The sequence below is a fragment of the Salinibacterium sp. GXW1014 genome (genome assembly GCF_044769865.1).
Lineage (GTDB): Bacteria > Actinomycetota > Actinomycetes > Actinomycetales > Microbacteriaceae > Homoserinimonas.
Genome location: NZ_JBIZWA010000001.1, coordinates 452,455 through 468,597, shown reverse-complemented (window position 1 = coordinate 468,597; position 16,143 = coordinate 452,455). Strand labels below are relative to the sequence as shown.

At 67.0% G+C, this 16,143-nt stretch carries 13 protein-coding genes; 7 read left to right on the top strand and 6 right to left on the bottom strand.

All coding sequences use genetic code 11. The features are described from left to right. The first annotated feature begins 41 nt into the window (after positions 1–41). Both ACIQK7_RS02230 and ACIQK7_RS02225 read left to right on the top strand, forming a co-directional pair. Positions 42–929 carry an alpha/beta hydrolase gene (locus tag ACIQK7_RS02230; protein ID WP_325209308.1) on the top strand — a complete coding sequence of 296 codons (888 nt, stop codon included), beginning with the start codon at positions 42–44 and terminating at the stop codon, positions 927–929. A 9-nt stretch (positions 930–938) separates the two neighbouring features. Further along, complete coding sequence (locus ACIQK7_RS02225) at positions 939–1,937, top strand: aldo/keto reductase (protein WP_403020813.1); 999 nt, start codon at positions 939–941, stop codon at positions 1,935–1,937. Positions 1,938–2,039: 102 nt separating this feature from the next. Here ACIQK7_RS02225 and ACIQK7_RS02220 read toward each other — a convergent pair whose 3' ends face one another. Next, positions 2,040–3,242 carry an MFS transporter gene (locus ACIQK7_RS02220; protein WP_403020812.1) on the bottom strand — a complete coding sequence of 401 codons (1,203 nt, stop codon included), beginning with the start codon at positions 3,240–3,242 and terminating at the stop codon, positions 2,040–2,042. 220 nt (positions 3,243–3,462) lie between these two features. Here ACIQK7_RS02220 and ACIQK7_RS02215 point away from each other — a divergent pair, with 220 nt between their 5' ends. After that, positions 3,463–5,994 (top strand): ribonucleoside-diphosphate reductase subunit alpha, encoded by a 2,532-nt coding sequence (locus tag ACIQK7_RS02215; protein ID WP_403020809.1) that lies wholly within the window; start codon positions 3,463–3,465, stop codon positions 5,992–5,994. Between the two features lie 169 nt (positions 5,995–6,163). Continuing rightward, positions 6,164–7,156 carry a ribonucleotide-diphosphate reductase subunit beta gene (locus ACIQK7_RS02210; RefSeq protein WP_403020807.1) on the top strand — a complete coding sequence of 331 codons (993 nt, stop codon included), beginning with the start codon at positions 6,164–6,166 and terminating at the stop codon, positions 7,154–7,156. 84 nt (positions 7,157–7,240) lie between these two features. On the opposite strand, the gene ACIQK7_RS02205 is transcribed toward ACIQK7_RS02210, so the two are convergent. The 5 genes from ACIQK7_RS02205 to ACIQK7_RS02185 all read right to left on the bottom strand — a co-directional run bounded on the left by ACIQK7_RS02205 (position 7,241) and on the right by ACIQK7_RS02185 (position 13,238). After that, on the bottom strand, positions 7,241–7,741 hold the full coding sequence (locus tag ACIQK7_RS02205) for a CarD family transcriptional regulator (protein ID WP_403020805.1): 501 nt from the start codon (positions 7,739–7,741) through the stop codon (positions 7,241–7,243). A gap of 269 nt (positions 7,742–8,010) precedes the next feature. Continuing rightward, positions 8,011–9,603 carry a phytoene desaturase family protein gene (locus ACIQK7_RS02200; RefSeq protein WP_403020803.1) on the bottom strand — a complete coding sequence of 531 codons (1,593 nt, stop codon included), beginning with the start codon at positions 9,601–9,603 and terminating at the stop codon, positions 8,011–8,013. A gap of 21 nt (positions 9,604–9,624) precedes the next feature. After that, a complete protein-coding gene (locus ACIQK7_RS02195; protein WP_403020800.1) occupies positions 9,625–10,431 on the bottom strand; it encodes a cyclase family protein in 807 nt (268 codons plus the stop codon). A 56-nt stretch (positions 10,432–10,487) separates the two neighbouring features. After that, entirely contained in the window at positions 10,488–12,125 is a 1,638-nt protein-coding gene (locus ACIQK7_RS02190) for a thiamine pyrophosphate-binding protein (protein WP_403020798.1), read from the bottom strand. 162 nt (positions 12,126–12,287) lie between these two features. Beyond that, a complete protein-coding gene (locus tag ACIQK7_RS02185; protein WP_403020796.1) occupies positions 12,288–13,238 on the bottom strand; it encodes a LysR substrate-binding domain-containing protein in 951 nt (316 codons plus the stop codon). Between the two features lie 156 nt (positions 13,239–13,394). On the opposite strand from ACIQK7_RS02185, the gene ACIQK7_RS02180 reads away from it, so the two are divergent. From ACIQK7_RS02180 to ACIQK7_RS02170, 3 genes are read left to right on the top strand one after another with little or no spacing between them, the layout of a single operon-like run. Beyond that, positions 13,395–14,924 (top strand): 2-hydroxymuconic semialdehyde dehydrogenase, encoded by a 1,530-nt coding sequence (locus ACIQK7_RS02180; protein ID WP_403020793.1) that lies wholly within the window; start codon positions 13,395–13,397, stop codon positions 14,922–14,924. Then, positions 14,921–15,733: a 2-keto-4-pentenoate hydratase gene (locus tag ACIQK7_RS02175; RefSeq protein WP_403020792.1), complete on the top strand. Its 813-nt coding sequence runs from the start codon at positions 14,921–14,923 to the stop codon at positions 15,731–15,733. The genes ACIQK7_RS02180 and ACIQK7_RS02175 overlap by 4 nt, the downstream gene beginning before the upstream one ends. Then, complete coding sequence (locus ACIQK7_RS02170; protein WP_403020789.1) at positions 15,726–16,139, top strand: RidA family protein; 414 nt, start codon at positions 15,726–15,728, stop codon at positions 16,137–16,139. The genes ACIQK7_RS02175 and ACIQK7_RS02170 overlap by 8 nt, the downstream gene beginning before the upstream one ends. Positions 16,140–16,143 lie beyond the last annotated feature (4 nt).

Genomic DNA, 16,143 nt, shown 5'->3' with positions numbered 1-16,143 from the left:
GCGTCAGGCCCGGCCCAGTGCCCGCTGCCATAATCGGCAGCATGACCCTCGGCAGCAGCATCCGCACCGCCCTTGCCGCCGTCGGCCTCGCGCCGCGGCCCGTGCTGCATGTTGCGAGCGATGTGGGGGAGGGTCCCGTCGTCATCCTGGTGCACGGCATCGCGTCGTCGTCTGTCACGTTCCAGAACCTCGTGCCGCTGCTCGAGCGCGACCACCGCGTCATCTCGATCGACATTCTTGGGCACGGGGAGTCGCCGGTGCCCGCAAACGCCGAATACACGATCGAGGAGCACGTCAAGTGGCTCCAGCGCACCATCAAGAGGCTGCGCATCCGGGGCGAGTACACGATCGTCGGTCACTCCCTCGGCGCGTTGATCGTGTCCCGCCACGCGCGGGTCACTCGCGACGAGATCGAGAAGGTCGTGCTCGTCAGCCCACCCATCTACCTCGCGCCGCAGGAGATCGGCGACCCGGTGGAACGGGCAGCCGTGGGCGCCTACCTGAAGGCCTACGAGTACCTGCGCAGCCACAAGGAATTCACGCTCAAGCGCGCGGCGATGATCGCCCGCTTGGTGCCCATTCGCAACGTCTTCGAGATCACGGAGAAGAACTGGCAGGCCTTCGTGCTCTCGCTCGAACGCTGCATCGAGTCGCAGACGACCGTGAGTGACATCGCCGCAATCCGTGCGCCCGTCGAGATCGTCTACGGGGCGCTTGACCAGTTCATAGTGCCCGGCAGCATGAAGTTCATCAAGAACATGCGCAACGTCACCGTGCGCCGGGTCGAGATCAACGACCACATTGTGCGGCGTCGCCTCGCGCGGGAGGTCGCCGCCGCCATTCGCGGGGAGCAGGCCGAGGCCAAGGTCGAGTCGACGGCGGAACAAGAGTCCCGCGACGAGCAGGCAGCGGCAGCCGACGCGGGGTAGCGTCGAGGCATGCACACTCGCACTCTCGGCCGCACGGGCCGCACCGTCTCAGTCATCGGCCTCGGAACCTGGCAGCTCGGCGCCGACTGGGGTGATGTCAGCGAAGCGGATGCCACGGCCGTCCTCGACACGGCCGTGCAGTCCGGCGTCACCTTCTTCGACACCGCCGACGTCTATGGCGACGGTCGCAGCGAGAGCATCATCGGCCGTTACCTCGCCGACAACCCCTCCCTCGACATCACGGTGGCGACCAAGATGGGCCGACGCGAGGAGCAGGACCCCGCCAACTTCACGCTCGAGAAGTTCCGCGAGTGGACCGACCGCTCGCGCCGCAACCTCGGCGTCGACACGCTCGACCTCGTGCAGCTGCACTGCCCGCCCACGCCCGTCTTCTCGAACGACGCCGTCTACGACGCGCTCGACACCCTCGTCGAGGAGGGCGCGATCGCCAACTACGGCGTCAGCGTCGAGACCGTCGATGAGGCGCTCGCCGCGATCGCGCGCCCCGGCACCGCGTCTGTGCAGATCATCCTCAACGCCTTCCGCCTCAAGCCACTCGACGCTGTACTGCCTGCGGCTCGCGATGCTGGAGTTGGCATCATCGCTCGCGTGCCCCTCGCATCCGGGCTCCTGAGCGGCAGGTACACGACCGAGACGACCTTCGCCGAGAACGACCACCGCACCTTCAACCGCGGCGGTGAGGCCTTCGACGTGGGCGAGACGTTCTCGGGCGTCGACTTCGAGGCCGGCGTCGCGGCGGCGCAGGAGTTCGCGGCCCTGATCGCGGGGGAGCCCGCGGCATCCGGATATTCGACCGCGCAGGTCGCCCTCGCGTGGGTCGCACAGCTCGACGGCGTGAGCTCGGTCATCCCGGGCGCGCGCAACCCCGAGCAGGCCGCTTCGAACGCGGCCGCGGGTGAACTCCCACAGCTCAGCGAGGGCTTCACCGCGGGCGTGCGCGACATCTACGACCGCTACTTCCGCGCCGCCGTCCACCCGCGCTGGTAACTCGCGATCGACCCCCGCTGAGATCCGACTTGAGCACCTTCAGGTACCCCGGGAGGGTGCAGAAGACAGATCTCACGGGCAACCCGCGCTGGTAGCCGCGGCTCACTCCTTGAGGGTGAGCACCGGCTCCGTGTCGGGGATGGGGCTCGCATCGCGGCCGCGCAGGTCGGGGCCACGGAAGAAGACGGCGACGATGACGCCCGCGAACGCGAACACCGCCGCCACCCAGTAGGCGCCGACGGCATCGAAGCCGTCGATCATGAAGCCGGCGAGGGCCGAGCCGATCGCGGCACCGATCAACTGGCCCGTGCCGATCCACCCGTAGGCCTCGGCGGTCTCGCTGAACTTGACGCTCGCCGAGGTGATCGTGAACATCGCGGCGAGGGCGGGCGCGATGCCGACCCCGGCGACGAAGAGCGCGACCGAGATCCACCACAGTTCCAGGATGAGCATGGATGCCGCGAGGCCCACGAAGACGATGCCCATGCGGCGGGCCAGCGCCCACGGGTCGATCTGCCGGTGACCGAATACCAAACCGCCCGCGAGCGAGCCGACCGAGAAGATGGCGAGGGCGATTCCGGCGCTCGCGTCGCCATGGCCGAAGGTCGCGACGACCCCGGCCTCGATGGCGGCGCATGCGCCGACGAGGAGGAAGCCGAGGCCCGTGGCGAGCAGTACGCTCGGCCGACCCAGCACGGCCCCCATTCGTCTGCGGGCGCGGGGGATGCGCACCTGGCTGAGTTCGCGCGCCGCGACGAACCACGCCGTGCCCACGACGAGGAACACGAGCGCGAGCAGGATCGCCTGCCGCGTGCCCACCTGGGTCGCGACGAAGGTGGTGACGACCGGGCCGACGACCCAGATGATCTCCTGAGCCGAAGCGTCGAGCGAGAAGAGGGGGGTGAGCTGCTTCGCGGGCACGAGCTTGGGGTAGATGGTGCGCACGGCAGGCTGGATGGGCGGGTTCGATATGCCCGCGACAAAGCCGACCACCATGTAGAGCGCGACCGACATCTCGACGAGCGCGATCGTCGCCACGGCGGCAGCGCAGACGGATGCCGTCAGCACGATGACGGGCCGCATGCCCCAGACCCCCATCCACCTGGTGGTGACTGGCCCGGCGATGGCCTGCCCGATGCTGGTGGCGGCGAGCACGAGGCCGGCCGCGCCGTAGGAGTCGTGCACCTGCTCGACGTGCAGGAGGAAGGCGAGCGAGAGCATCCCGCCGGGGAAGCGTGCGACCAGCTGCGACCCCATGAGGCGCCCAACGCCGCGCGTCTTCAGCAGGTCGATATAGCGCTTCACAAGAGCACGAGTCTAGCCCCCGCGGATGCCCTTTCGCGGCGCCGCAGGGGGCGGATTCGGATGTCGGTGGCAGCGGGCAGGATTACTGCACAGGCTGTGCAGAACTCGGCGAAGTTATGCACATCTGTGGACGACACGCCCACTAGATATAGGGATATGTTCTCGGGCATACCCCGCTATATAGTGGTCGAACGCTCAATCGGCACAAAGGGGAAAAAGAGTGGGAATCACCGTAGTCAAGCGCGATGGCACACGCGAGCCATACGATGCGAACAAGATCAACCTCGCGATCGAAGAGGCCAGCAAAGGCCTCGACGAGAACATCACGTGGGTGACGCAGATCGCGAGCGAGCTTGAGCTCACACTCTTCGATGGCATCACGACGCAGCAGCTCGATGAGGCCGTCATCCAGGTGGCCCTGCAGAACGTCAAGGACGACCCGGCCTTCGACACCGTCGCGGCGCGCCTCCTCCTGAAGACGATCTACAAGCGCGTGCTCGGCGACTACGAGAACGACGACGACCTTCGCCGCCTGCACGTCGAGCACTTCGGCCCCAACATCCGCCGCGGCGTCGAGGAGGGCCTCCTTGACCCGCGCCTCGTCGAGCTCTTCGACCTCGACCAGCTGGCGGCCGCCCTCGATCCAAAGCACGACGAGCTGCTCAAGTACATCGGTGTCGTCACGCTCAACAACCGCTACGGCATCAAGGGCCGCAACGGCGACGCCCTCGAGGTTCCCCAGTACTTCTGGATGCGCATCGCGATGGGCCTCTCACTCAATGAGCCCGACCCCAACGCCACCGCCATCGCGTTCTACGACAAGATGTCGAAGCTCGAGTACCTCGCGGCCGGCTCGACGCTCGTCAACGCGGGCACGATCTACCCCCAGCTCGCGAACTGCTTCGTCATGGAGATGCAGGACGACATGGAGCACATCGCCAAGACGACGCGCGATGTCATGTGGCTCACGAAGGGCACGGGAGGCATCGGCCTCTCGGTCACGAAGCTGCGCGCCCAGGGTTCGCCCATTCGCTCCAACAACACGACCTCGACGGGCCCCATCCCCTTCATGCACACGATCGACTCGATCCTTCGTGCCGTGAGCCGTGGCGGCAAGAAGTTCGGCGCCCTCTGCTTCTACATGGAGAACTGGCACCTCGACTTCCCCGAGTTCATCGACCTGCGCCAGAACTCCGGTGACCCCTACCGCCGCACCCGCACCGCCAACACGGCTGTCTGGATTTCGGACGAGTTCATGAAGCGCGTGCAGAACGACGAGGACTGGTACCTCTTCGACCCGCTCGAGGTCGCCGACCTCAACGAGCTCTACGGTGCCGCCTTCTCGGCTCGCTACAACGAGTACATCGAGATGGCCAAAAACGGCGAACTGCGGATGCACAAGGTCATCAAGGCGCGCGAGCAGTTCAAGGCGATCCTCGTTTCGCTGCAGGGTTCGAGCCACCCGTGGCTCACCTGGAAGGACACGATCAACAACCGTGCCCTCAACAACAACACAGGCACGATCCACCTCTCGAACCTCTGCACCGAGATCACGCTGCCGCAGGACGAAGACAACGTCTCCGTCTGCAACCTGGCGTCGATCAACCTCAGCCGCCACCTCCTCGTCGACGAAGCGACCGGCAAGGTCAGCATGGACTTCGCGAAGATCGAGGAGAGCGCCCGCATCGCCGTGCGCCAGCTCGACAACCTGATCGACATCACGCGGTCTTCGGTCAAGGAGGCTGACTTCTCCAACCAGCAGAACCGCGCCGTCGGCCTCGGCGTCATGGGCTTCACCGACATCGTCGAGAAGCACGGCTTCTCCTACGAGAGCGAAGAGGCCTACGACCTCATCGACGAGATCATGGAGCACGTCTCCTACGCGGCGATCGACGAGAGCGCCGACCTTGCCAAGGTTCGCGGCTCCTACACGAACTTCGAGGGTTCGCGCTGGTCGCAGGGCCTCGTGCCGCTTGACTCGATCGCGCTCACCGAGCAGGATCGCGGCGTCGAGATCAAGGTCAACCGCAAGACGCGCCTGGACTGGGACGCGATGCGGGAGAAGGTCAAGGGCGGCATGCGCAACGCGACGCTCATGGCCATCGCGCCGACGGCATCCATTGGCCTCGTCGCGGGCACGACGCCCGGCCTCGACCCGCAGTTCTCGCAGATCTTCAGCCGCTCGACCTCGAACGGCAAGTTCCTCGAGGTCAACCGAAACCTCGTCGCCGACCTGCAGAAGCTCGGGATGTGGGAGAGCGTTCGCGAAGACATCCTGCGCAGCCAGGGCGACATCTCGCGTGTGGCGTCGATCCCGGACCACCTCAAGGAGGTCTACAAGACGAGCTTCCAGCTCTCGCCCTACGCCTTCCTCGAGGTCGCGGCGCGTGCCCAGAAGTGGATCGACCAGGCCATCAGCCGCAACATGTACCTCGAGACGCGTGACCTCGGCGAGATGATGGACATCTACTACGGGGCATGGGAGCGCGGCGTCAAGACGACGTACTACCTGCACATGAAGCCCCGCCACCAGGCCGAGCAGTCCACCGTCAAGGTCAACAAGACGGCGGAGATTTCTGGCGGGGCGAAGCGCGGCTTCGGCGCGGCCAGCTCGGCCGCGGCATCCGTGCCCTCCGCCGCGACGCCCGCAGAGGAGCAGACCGCGGTGAGCGCCGCCCCGGCAGCAGCCCCCGCCGTCTCGGCGCCCGCCCGCCGCGGCTTCGGCAGCGTCGCCCCGAAGGAAGGCAATTGATCATGGGTGGATTCAACCCCGACGAGTACTACGTCCCGGTCGACCCGATGGACGACCTGCAGTGCGACAGCTGCCAGTAGGACCCACCGCGTAGCCGGTCGCGCCCGCCGGGGCAGATCTCCCGGCGGGCCCGGCTCGCGCACACACCAGAAAGAAGATGAAGTAACGAATGGGCATTCTCGGCACCGGCATCCAGGAAGCACTCCTGCTCAAGCCGATCAAGTACCAGTGGGCAATGGACCTCTACGACCAGGCGGTTGCCAACACCTGGTTCCCCAATGAGATCCAGCTCGGCGAAGACATCGCCGACTTCAAGAAGATGACGGATGAAGAGCGTCACGCCGTGACGTTCCTCATGAGCTACTTCAACCCCAACGAGCTGCTCGTCAACAAGGCGCTCGCCTTCGGCGTCTACCCCTACGTCAACTCGGCCGAGGCGCACCTCTACCTCGCCAAGCAGATGTGGGAGGAGGCCAACCACTGCATGTCGTTCGAGTACGTGCTCGAGACCTTCCCCATCAACCGCGAGGAGGCCTACGCGGCCCACGTCGACATCCCGTCGATGGCGAAGAAGGAAGAGTTCCAGGTCAAGTTCCTTCGCCGGATGACGGAGGAGACGCTCGACATCAACACGCTCGAGGGCAAGCAGGACTTCGTGCGCAACCTCGTTGCGTACAACGTCGTGCTCGAGGGCATCTGGTTCTACTCGGGCTTCATGGTGGCGCTGTCGTTCCGCCAGCGGAACCTGCTGCGCAACTTCGGCTCTCTCATGGACTGGATCGTGCGCGACGAGAGCCTGCACCTCAAGTTCGGCATCAACCTCATCCTCACGGTGCTGGAGGAGAACCCCGAGCTGCAGACGCCCGAGTTCGCCGAGGAGATCCGCCAGATGATCCTCGACGCGGTCGAGCTGGAGGAGCAGTACAACCACGACCTGCTGCCGGGCGGCATCCTGGGCCTCAACGCCAACTACATCAACCAGTACGTCAAGTACCTGGCTGACCGTCGCCTTGAGGAGCTCGGCTTCGAGCCGCACTACAAGGTCTCGAACCCGGCCAAGTGGATGGCGACCGCGAATGACACCCTCGAGCTGGTGAACTTCTTCGAGTCGACCAACACCTCCTACGAGGTCAACGCCAAGACGGCATCCGCCGCGAAGTAGTTTCCGCTTACCCGCGAGGAAGGCGCGCCCCGATCCCGGGGCGCGCCTTCTGCGCTGTGTGCCTGCCTCTCGGCTCGCCGGGCGCTAGGCAGCGACGAGGGTGCCCGAGGCCTCCGCCTGCTTGAGAAGCGCGTCAGCCTCCTCGGCGCTCTTGCCGAGCGCGATCGCCACCTCGACGACGAGGGGTTCGCGAGCCTCGCGGAGCATCTGTCGCTCGGCGAAGGAGAGCCGCTTGCGTTCGTCGCGACGGCCGAGGTCGCGGGCGATGGCGGCGTGCGCAAAGATATCGCCGTTGTTCAAGCGGTCGCGGTTCTCCTTGATTCGGCGCGACCATTGTTCGATCTCGGGCGCGGAGGGGGCCCGCAGCACGTCGAGCACCTGCTCGATCTCCGTCTTCGTGAGGATGGGCCTCAGTCGCATCTCCTCGGCGCGGTCGACGGGGATGCTGACGTGCAGGTTCGACTCGATGACCTCGAGGTCGTAGTACTTGACCGCCGTGCGGTTCACTCGGCGAGACGTGATCCGACGGATCACGGCCGGCCCGTGGTGTGGGTGGACGACGGTCTGGCCCTTGCTGAACTTCATTCCTGCTCCCTCGTGTACGCGCGAGGTCCTCACCCGACCTGTTGTCCGACGGGGGTTCGCGTGGCGCGAGAACTGCGCGAACCCGAATGCTGCGTCGGGGGTCGTACCTGCCGCGGCGTCGATGCGTCGCGACCGGCACCGTCCAAGGTGCGAGAGCGGCGCGTGAGCGCCGGGCAGGTGTGCGGTGTGACGCTGGCAGGGGTGCCTGGCGTTCGTTCCGCGGGCGTGGATGCCCCTATTGTATCACGTTTTGTGTCAAGGTGGGCGGGCTAGCGGCGCACCGTCCGGCCCCGCCCGCGCGCCTGGCGCAGCAGCTGCTGCGCCGCGAGGTGCCCGGAGCCCGCCCCGAGCCCCGGCCCGGGATGCGTCGATGCCCCGATGTGCCAGAGTCCCGGTATGTGAGTGCGGTGGCGCGGAGCGCTTGGGAGCGGACGCCACAGCAGGTTCTGATCGATCTCGGTCGAACCGGCGTAGGGGTCCCCAAAACTCGCGTTGCGGTTCGCGGATGCCAGGTCGACGGGCGAAAGCGCGGTCACCTCAAGTACTGAAGCACGCGCGCCCGGTGCGTGCTGCTCGATGCGGTCGAGCACTCGATCGACGTAGCCTTCCGTGAGTTCCCGAGTCCACCCCTGTGTCGTGTCCAGCACGGCGGATGCATCCCCCGCGGGCGCGTACGGAAGCTCCTGCAACTGCAACCACAGTGTCGCCTTGCCCTCGGGTGCGCGACTCTCGTCGAGGAGGGACTGCTGCCCCACGACGACCGTCGGGGTGGAGGGGAGCAAGCCGGCCTCAGCCTGCGCACACGCCACCCCCGTGCTCCCCGAGCCATCGCTGATATGCACGAGCGGGACCGCGCGCAGTCGCTCATCGTTCCATCGCAGCGGGCGGTCGAGCGCGACGTGGACCTGCATGGCGGCCCTGCCGAAGCGGAAGGTTGCGGCTTCCTCACGCACCGTTGCGGGAACCGCCGGCTTGGGCAGCAGTGACCCGTAGAGGTCGCGCGGCGTCGTGCCTGCGATCACCGCCCGTGACGCGCGGAACATCCGATCTCCGGATGCGACGCCAACGGCCCGCCCGCGCTCGAGTACGACTCGGTCGACGGGCGCCGAGAGATGGACCTCTGCGCCGCAGTCGCGGAGCAAGGACTCGAACGCGGCGACGAAACGGCGGGCGCCGCCGCGTACGACGGGGAGGCCAGCGCCGTGGAGCCCCGCCGCCATGACGGGCAGCATTGCCCCGCCCGTGGCATGATCAGGGCCGAGGCCGGCGTGCAGCAGCCACGGGGTCCAGAGCTGATCGACGTCGCCGCCCCTGAACCGCGAACGTGTGTAGGCGCGGCCGCTCATGAGCGCCTGTCGCGCGAGTGCCGCGGTGTTCCGGCGTCCTCCGCGGAGTGCACCTGCTCCAAGACGACCGAGGGTGAAGGGCGTGAGTTCGCTCGAGAGCGCCCCGAAGATGAGGCGCCCGTATCGTTCTGTCCACGCCAGCATTTCCCGGTATGCGTCGCGGTCGGCACCGTGTTCGAGCCCCTCGGCCGTTGCCTCGGGGTCACGCTGCGCGATGGTCACTCGCTCGCCCTCGACGCTCGCCGTCACGGCATCCGTCGTGTTCTCGTAGACGAGCCCGCGCGCATGCAGTTCGTCACCGAGCACCGCGTACGCGCCGCTCGACACGAAGTTCGGATGCCACGACGAGAAGGTGTCGTGCACGAAGCCGGGAAGCGTCAGTTCGCCCGAGTCAATGAAACCGCCCAGGCGCCCCGACGCCTCAACGATCGTGACGGAGTGCCCCGCGAGCGCCAGCTCGGCGGCGGCAACCAGGCTGTTGATGCCGCCGCCGACGACGACGTACTCGGTGGTCATGCGGGGCTCGCTCGCGCCTGGTCAGGCGCGGGTCACGAGCGCGATGACGCGCGCGGGGCTCGCCGTGCCGCCCACGAGCGGCAGAGGCAGCACGACGATGAGCGATCCGCGCGTGGGCAGCAGCGCGAGGTTCTTGAGCGATGTGACGCCGTACTTGTCGTTGCCGAGCAGGTGGTAGTGCACGGGGAACGGCGGGTCGAACTCGAAGCCGCGGCCGGCATCGATGCCGACGGTCTCGACACCGAAACCTGCGATCGGCGTCTCCTCCGCGAGCCACTTCGCGCAGGCTGCCGAGACGCCGGGTGTGTGGGAGGTGCCGTTCTCGTCAGTGTTGAGGAACTGCGCCTCATCGTGGCCGTACTGGTCCCAGCCGGTGCGCAAGAGCAGCCATCCGCCCTTGGGCAGCGCGCCGTGCTCGGCCTCCCACGCCTGCACGTGTTCCTTCTCGAGGAGGAAGTCAGGGTCCGCTGCAACCTGCTCGCTGACGTCGAGCACGACGCCCTCGCCGATCAGTCGCTCAACGGGAAGCTGCGAGACGTCGTGGCCGTCGCGTCCGCTGATCCAGTGGGAAGGGGCATCCACGTGCGTGCCGTAGTGCTCGCCGACGTGGATGTTGTTGTGCGCCCACATGGGCCCACGCTCGTCGAACTGGGCGATGTTCTCAAGCTCAAGGTCGATGAGGTTGGGGAACGGAGCGGGAAGTCGCAGCGCCGGCGTCGTCGGGCTCAGCGGGGCGGTGAGGTCGTGGACCTCGACGCCGCCTCCCGCGAGGCCGTTGAGGAGGGCCGAGATGGCGGTCTGGTTCTGGACGGGAAGTGTTGTGCTCATGTCTTTGCTCCTCGGGTCACGGGCATCATCGTTGATGTTCAGGCGAGGGCCCTGCGTCAGTGCCCCTTGAACGCTTCGGCCAACCACCACGATTCCATGCGGGCGATCTTCGCATCGATAAGGAGCGGGGTGTCGCGCGGACCCGCGACCCACTCCTTGACGGCATCGAGGTCATCGACGCCGCGCACCGTGGCCGCGGTGAAGCCGTATCCGCGAGCGATCGCAGCGAAGTCGGTGTCGTCGAACGTGATGAAGCCGAGGTCGTGGCTCGTCTCGCCGAAGTGGTGGAGTTCGGCACCGTAGGCGGCATCGTTGTAGACGATCACGACCATGGGGAGCCCCAGCCGCACGACCGTCTCGAGTTCGGCGGCTGCCATGAGCGCGCCGCCGTCACCCGTGCCGCAGATCGGGAGGCGCTCGGGCTGCGCGTATGCCGCACCGATGGCGCTAGCGAGACCGAGGCCGACGCACTGGAACGCCTGGCTGAAGACGAGGCCGTTCTCGTCGGGGATGTCAAGGAACGCGCTCGGGTAGCCCAGGAAGTTACCCGAGTCGACCGCGACAACGCGGTCGGCGTCAAGGATGTCGTTGAGCGCGATCGTCAGGGTGCGGGGGTCGATTCGCTCGTCGTCACCGAGGTCGTCGTAGGGCACGAGGTTCCAGCGCCCTTCCGCCGCGATTGCCTGCCGGAGCTCCTCGGTGCGGTAGCGGGTGGCTCCTGAATTGTGCTCGCGCAGCAGCTGCGCGGCAGCGCGAGCAGTCTCGGCGGCATCCCCAACGATTCCCAGGTCTGCCGGGCGGTGGCGCCCGGGCGCCAGTGCGTCATCATCGATCTGCACGACCTTGGTGGCGTCGCCGATGAGCGTGCCGTGACGCATCGTCCACATGTTGAGGGCGGATCCGAAGGAGACGATGAGGTCGGCATCCTGAATCGATTGCACGGCCAGCGGCGTACTGAAGCCGCCCGAGATGTCGAGGGAGTAGGGGTCTCCGTTGAAGAGACCGCGGGCCACGGCTGAGGTTGCCAGCAGGGCGCCCGCAGTCTCTCCGAGGTCGCGCAACTCGGCACCCGCGCTGCGGGCCCCCCGGCCGGCGACGATGACAGGCCGCTCGGATGCCTCGATCAACTCGACGAGGGCGGCGATAGCCCGTGACGACGGTGCGGGAGCGAGCGGGAGCTCGGGCAGGGAGGGCGTGTGCTGTTCCGTCGATTCGGCGAGCTGCACGTCGAGCGGAAGGTTGACGACGACTGGCACGCGTCGCGTCACGGCGGTGCGGTACGCGAGCTCGATGTCTCGGGCCGCGCTCTCGGCCGTGATGCGCATGCTGACGGCACCGATCGATTCCACGAGCCGGTCCTGTGCGATCTTGAAGTTGGAGTGGATGGCAGACGCGGCCACTTCGGCGGTCAACACGATCATGGGGGAGCCGGACTTCGCCGCCTCGGTCATCCCCGTGATGGCGTTCGTCAGGCCGCAGCCCTGGTGGAGTGAGATCGCCGGAACCGAGTCGCCGACGCGGGCGAAGGCATCCGCCATGGAGGCAGCCCCGCCCTCGTGGCGGGCAGCGACGTACTTGGCGCCACGCTCAATCATGGCCCGGGTGACTTCGTAGTTCCCGCTCCCGATGACGCCGAATACGGTGTTGACACCGAGCTCGGCGAGCGTCTCAGCAACTCTCTCGAAAACCTTCATGCTGTCGGGACTCCATTGTCGTGGTTGTGCGGTCCGGCGCGGCCGGGACCTTCGGATCCTGCCGCTGCCTGCTGCGCGGCGTGTCCTCGTAGTCTTTCGAGCGGGGCATGTTCACGCCAATGCCTTTTCCGGCTCCATGTTAGCCATTCGGGCATACCGCGCTCATGCCGATGCCGGTCGACCGAGTTCGCGACGGATGCCGGCTGCCGCGTGCTCGAGGGCGCGGAGGGCGAGGGCGACACTGGGGCTCGCGCTCGTGTTCTGGCGCATCATCACGCTGACGGTCTGGCCGACGCCATGCAGGTCGAGGCCGATCTCGTGCAGGAGCGGGTCTTCGCTGGCCATCGTGTGGGGCACCGTCGCCAGGAAGTCCGTCTCGGCGACCATCGTGCGAAGTGTCATGGGGGTCGAGCATTCGACCTGCTGTTCGGGTAGCGCAATCTGTTCCCGTGCGAACGCCGCGGCTATCTCGCCGCGAAGGGCGGTCTCGCCAACGGGCAGCACCCACGGGTAGACCCGCAGGTCGGTGAGCGTCGGGTTGGCGAGTTCGAACGCCGGATGTCCCGCTCGCGCGACCACGCGGAATGGCTCGTGATAGAGGGCGATCTCCTTGAAGAGCGTGTCGTCATAGGGCGGTGTCGAGCGGCCGACGATGAGGTCGATGTCGCCCGTCGTGAGGGCATCGCGGAGGCGGGCCGGCGTCGCCTCGCGCACGACCACGGCGAGGTGCGGACGTTCCCGTTTGAGCCACGCGATGGCACGCGGCACGAGCAGGTTGCCGCCCGTCACGTAGGTGCCGATCGCGACGCTGCCTCGTGTCGCATCCGCGAGTTCCGCGATGTGATCGGTGGCCTGCTTGACGTGGCCGACGATCGCACGGGCGTGGTCGAGGAACACCTCGGCGAACACGGTTGGTGTGACTCCCTTGGGTCCGCGTTCGAAGAGAGGCACCCCAAGGATCTCCTCGAGTTCGCGGAGCCCGCGGCTGACGACGGGCTGCGTCACGTAGAGGTGCTCGGCTGCGCGCACGATGCTGCCGCTCTCGGCAATCGTGAGGGCTAGGGCGAAGTGCCTCAGCTTGAGCTGGCCGGTGAGAAGGGCTCTCGTGTCCATCCCGCAATGATATGTCCATACGAGCATGCCAAGACGAGGATTAGGCATTCGACAAGCATGTCGCGATCGCCGAAGGTGGGATGACTGCCGCACCGACGCGGCGACGACGGACCGCCCCCAAATAACTCGGGGCACCAGGATGGCGGAGCACACGACATGACAGCGACAGCCCAGCTGACAGCGACGACGCTGCGAAACTTCGTCGGAGGTCGGTTCATCGAGACCGACTCGCACTTCGAGAAGCGCAGCCCCGTAGACGGGAGCCTCGTCGCCATGGTTGCCGAGGCAGACCGCGCAGCGGTGGATGCCGCGGTGCAGGCAGGCCGCGCGGCACTGAACGGTGCCTGGGGCCGATCGACGGTCCCCGAGCGGGCCGCGCTCCTGCGCCGCATCGCCGACCGAATCGACGCGCGCTTCGACGACCTGCTCGCTGCCGAGGTTGCCGACACGGGCAAGCCGCTGCACCTGGCGCGCGAGGTTGACATAGCCCGGGCATCCGCCAACTTCCGCGCCTTCGCCGACATGATCGCCTCGGCGGGCGTCGACTCCTACCTCACGGAGGCGGCCGACGGTCGCCGCGCCCTCAACTATGCGCTGCGCAAGCCGCTCGGTGTCGTCGGCGTCATCGTGCCCTGGAACCTCCCGCTCCTCCTCCTCACCTGGAAGGTCGCGCCCGCCATCGCATGCGGCAACGCGGTCGTCGTCAAGCCCTCTGAAGAGACGCCGTCGTCGGCGACGGTGCTCGCCGAGATCATGGTCGAGGCGGGAGTGCCCGACGGTGTCTTCAACGTCGTGCACGGCTTCGGCCAGGACTCCGCGGGTGAGTTCATCACGACGCATCCGGACTTCGACGCCATCACCTTCACGGGCGAGACATCGACGGGCTCCGCCATCATGCGTGCATCGGCACCCTTCGTGCGGCCCGTCTCCTTCGAGCTCGGCGGCAAGAACGCAGCCCTCGTCTTCGACGATGTCGACATCGATCGCGCCGTCGCGGGCCTCACCCGTTCGATCTTCACCAACACGGGGCAGGTCTGCCTCTGCACCGAGCGCGTGTATGTGCAGCGCGGAATCTTCGACGAGGTCACGGCACGTCTCGCCGAGAGCGCGAGATCATTGCGCCTCGGACGCCCCGACGCTGAAGGCACGACCACGGGGCCGCTCATCTCGACCGGGCACCGCGAGAAGGTGCTCTCGTATCTCGAGTTGGCGCGCCAGGAGGGTGGAGAGGTCATCGCTGGCGGTGGCATCCCCGACCTCGGGAGCGATCTCGCTGGCGGTGCCTGGATCGAACCCACCCTGTGGACGGGGCTCGACCAAGACGCGCGCGTCATGCGCGAGGAGGTCTTCGGGCCCATTGCGGGACTCATCCCCTTCGACACAGAGGAGGAGGGCATCCGACTCGCCAACGACACCAAGTATGGCCTCGCGGCGTCTGTCTGGACGAATGACCTCGAGCGAGGACACCGGGTTGCGGGCAGTATGCGGGTGGGCATCTCGTGGGTCAACAACTGGTTCCTGCGCGACCTGCGTTCACCCTTCGGGGGCACCGGGCTCTCGGGTATCGGGCGGGAGGGCGGCGAGCACTCGCTCAACTTCTACTCCGAGCCGACCAACGTCTGCGTCACCCTCAGTGACGCGCAGCCGCAGTCGCCCGTGATGCCAGAGACGGCGGCCGCATCATGACCGAAGTACTCGACCTGCAACGCGTCGCCGACCTCATCGATGGAGCGCAGGTGACCGGCACCGCCATCGAGCAGTTCGGCGAAGCACTCGAACTCCGCGACGCCTATGCCGTACAGCGGCGCCTGCTCGCGATGCGCGAGACGCGCGGCGAGACTCTCACGGGCGTCAAACTCGGCTTCACGAGCATCGCCAAGATGCAACAGATGGGCGTCGACGAGATCATCGTGGGCTTCCTCACCGACCGGATGCTGCTGGCTGACCGTGGGTCGATGGTGCTCGACGGTCTCGTGCATCCGCGAGTCGAGCCGGAGGTCGCATTCCGGCTGGGTCGTCGCGTCGAGCCGGATGGGAGCGCCGCCGAACTCGTCGACGCGATCGACGCGGTTGCGCCTGCGCTCGAGGTCATCGACTCCCGTTATCGCGACTTCCGATTCAGCCTCACTGACGTGGTGGCCGACAACACCTCCGCTGCCTACTATGCGGTCGGCACGTGGCAGCCGTTCCGCCGCGACCTCGAGGGTCTCGCCGTGACGCTGTTCGCTGACGGTGCCGTCGCCGACACCGGCACGACCTCCGCCATCCTCGGCCACCCGCTGCACGCGGTTGAGCGCCTCGCACGGATGCTTCCTGAAGTGGGACGAGCGCTCGACGCGGGCTCCATCATCCTGGCGGGGGCGGCGACCGCCGCCGTAGCGGTGGGCGAAGCATCTGATGTCTCCGCCGTCATCGCCGGGCTCGGGCAGGTTGAGATCCACGTTGACCGCGAGCGCCAGGCAGAACTGAATGAGAATGGAGCCGCACATGGCTGACGCCAAGGTCGTCAATCACCTCGCAACCCCCAGGGGACGCTTTCCCCACGCCAAGCGGGCCGGTGACTTCATCTATGTCTCTGGCACAAGCAGTCGGCGCCCCGACAACAGCTTCGCCGGCGTCTCGGTCGACGAGATGGGCACGACAGACCTCGACATCCGTGCCCAGACCCGCGCAGTGATCGAGAACATGGGCGAGATCCTCGCGAGTATGGGCGCCTCGCTCGACGACCTCGTGCAGGTCACCGCCTATCTCGTCAACATGAACGACTTCGGCGGGTACAACGAGGTCTATGGCGAGTTCTTCGACGAGAACGGCCCCACCCGCACGACCGTCGCGGTGCACCAGCTCCCGCACCCGCACCTCCTCATCGAAATCCAGGCAGTCGCCCACCGGGCGCTCTAGAAGG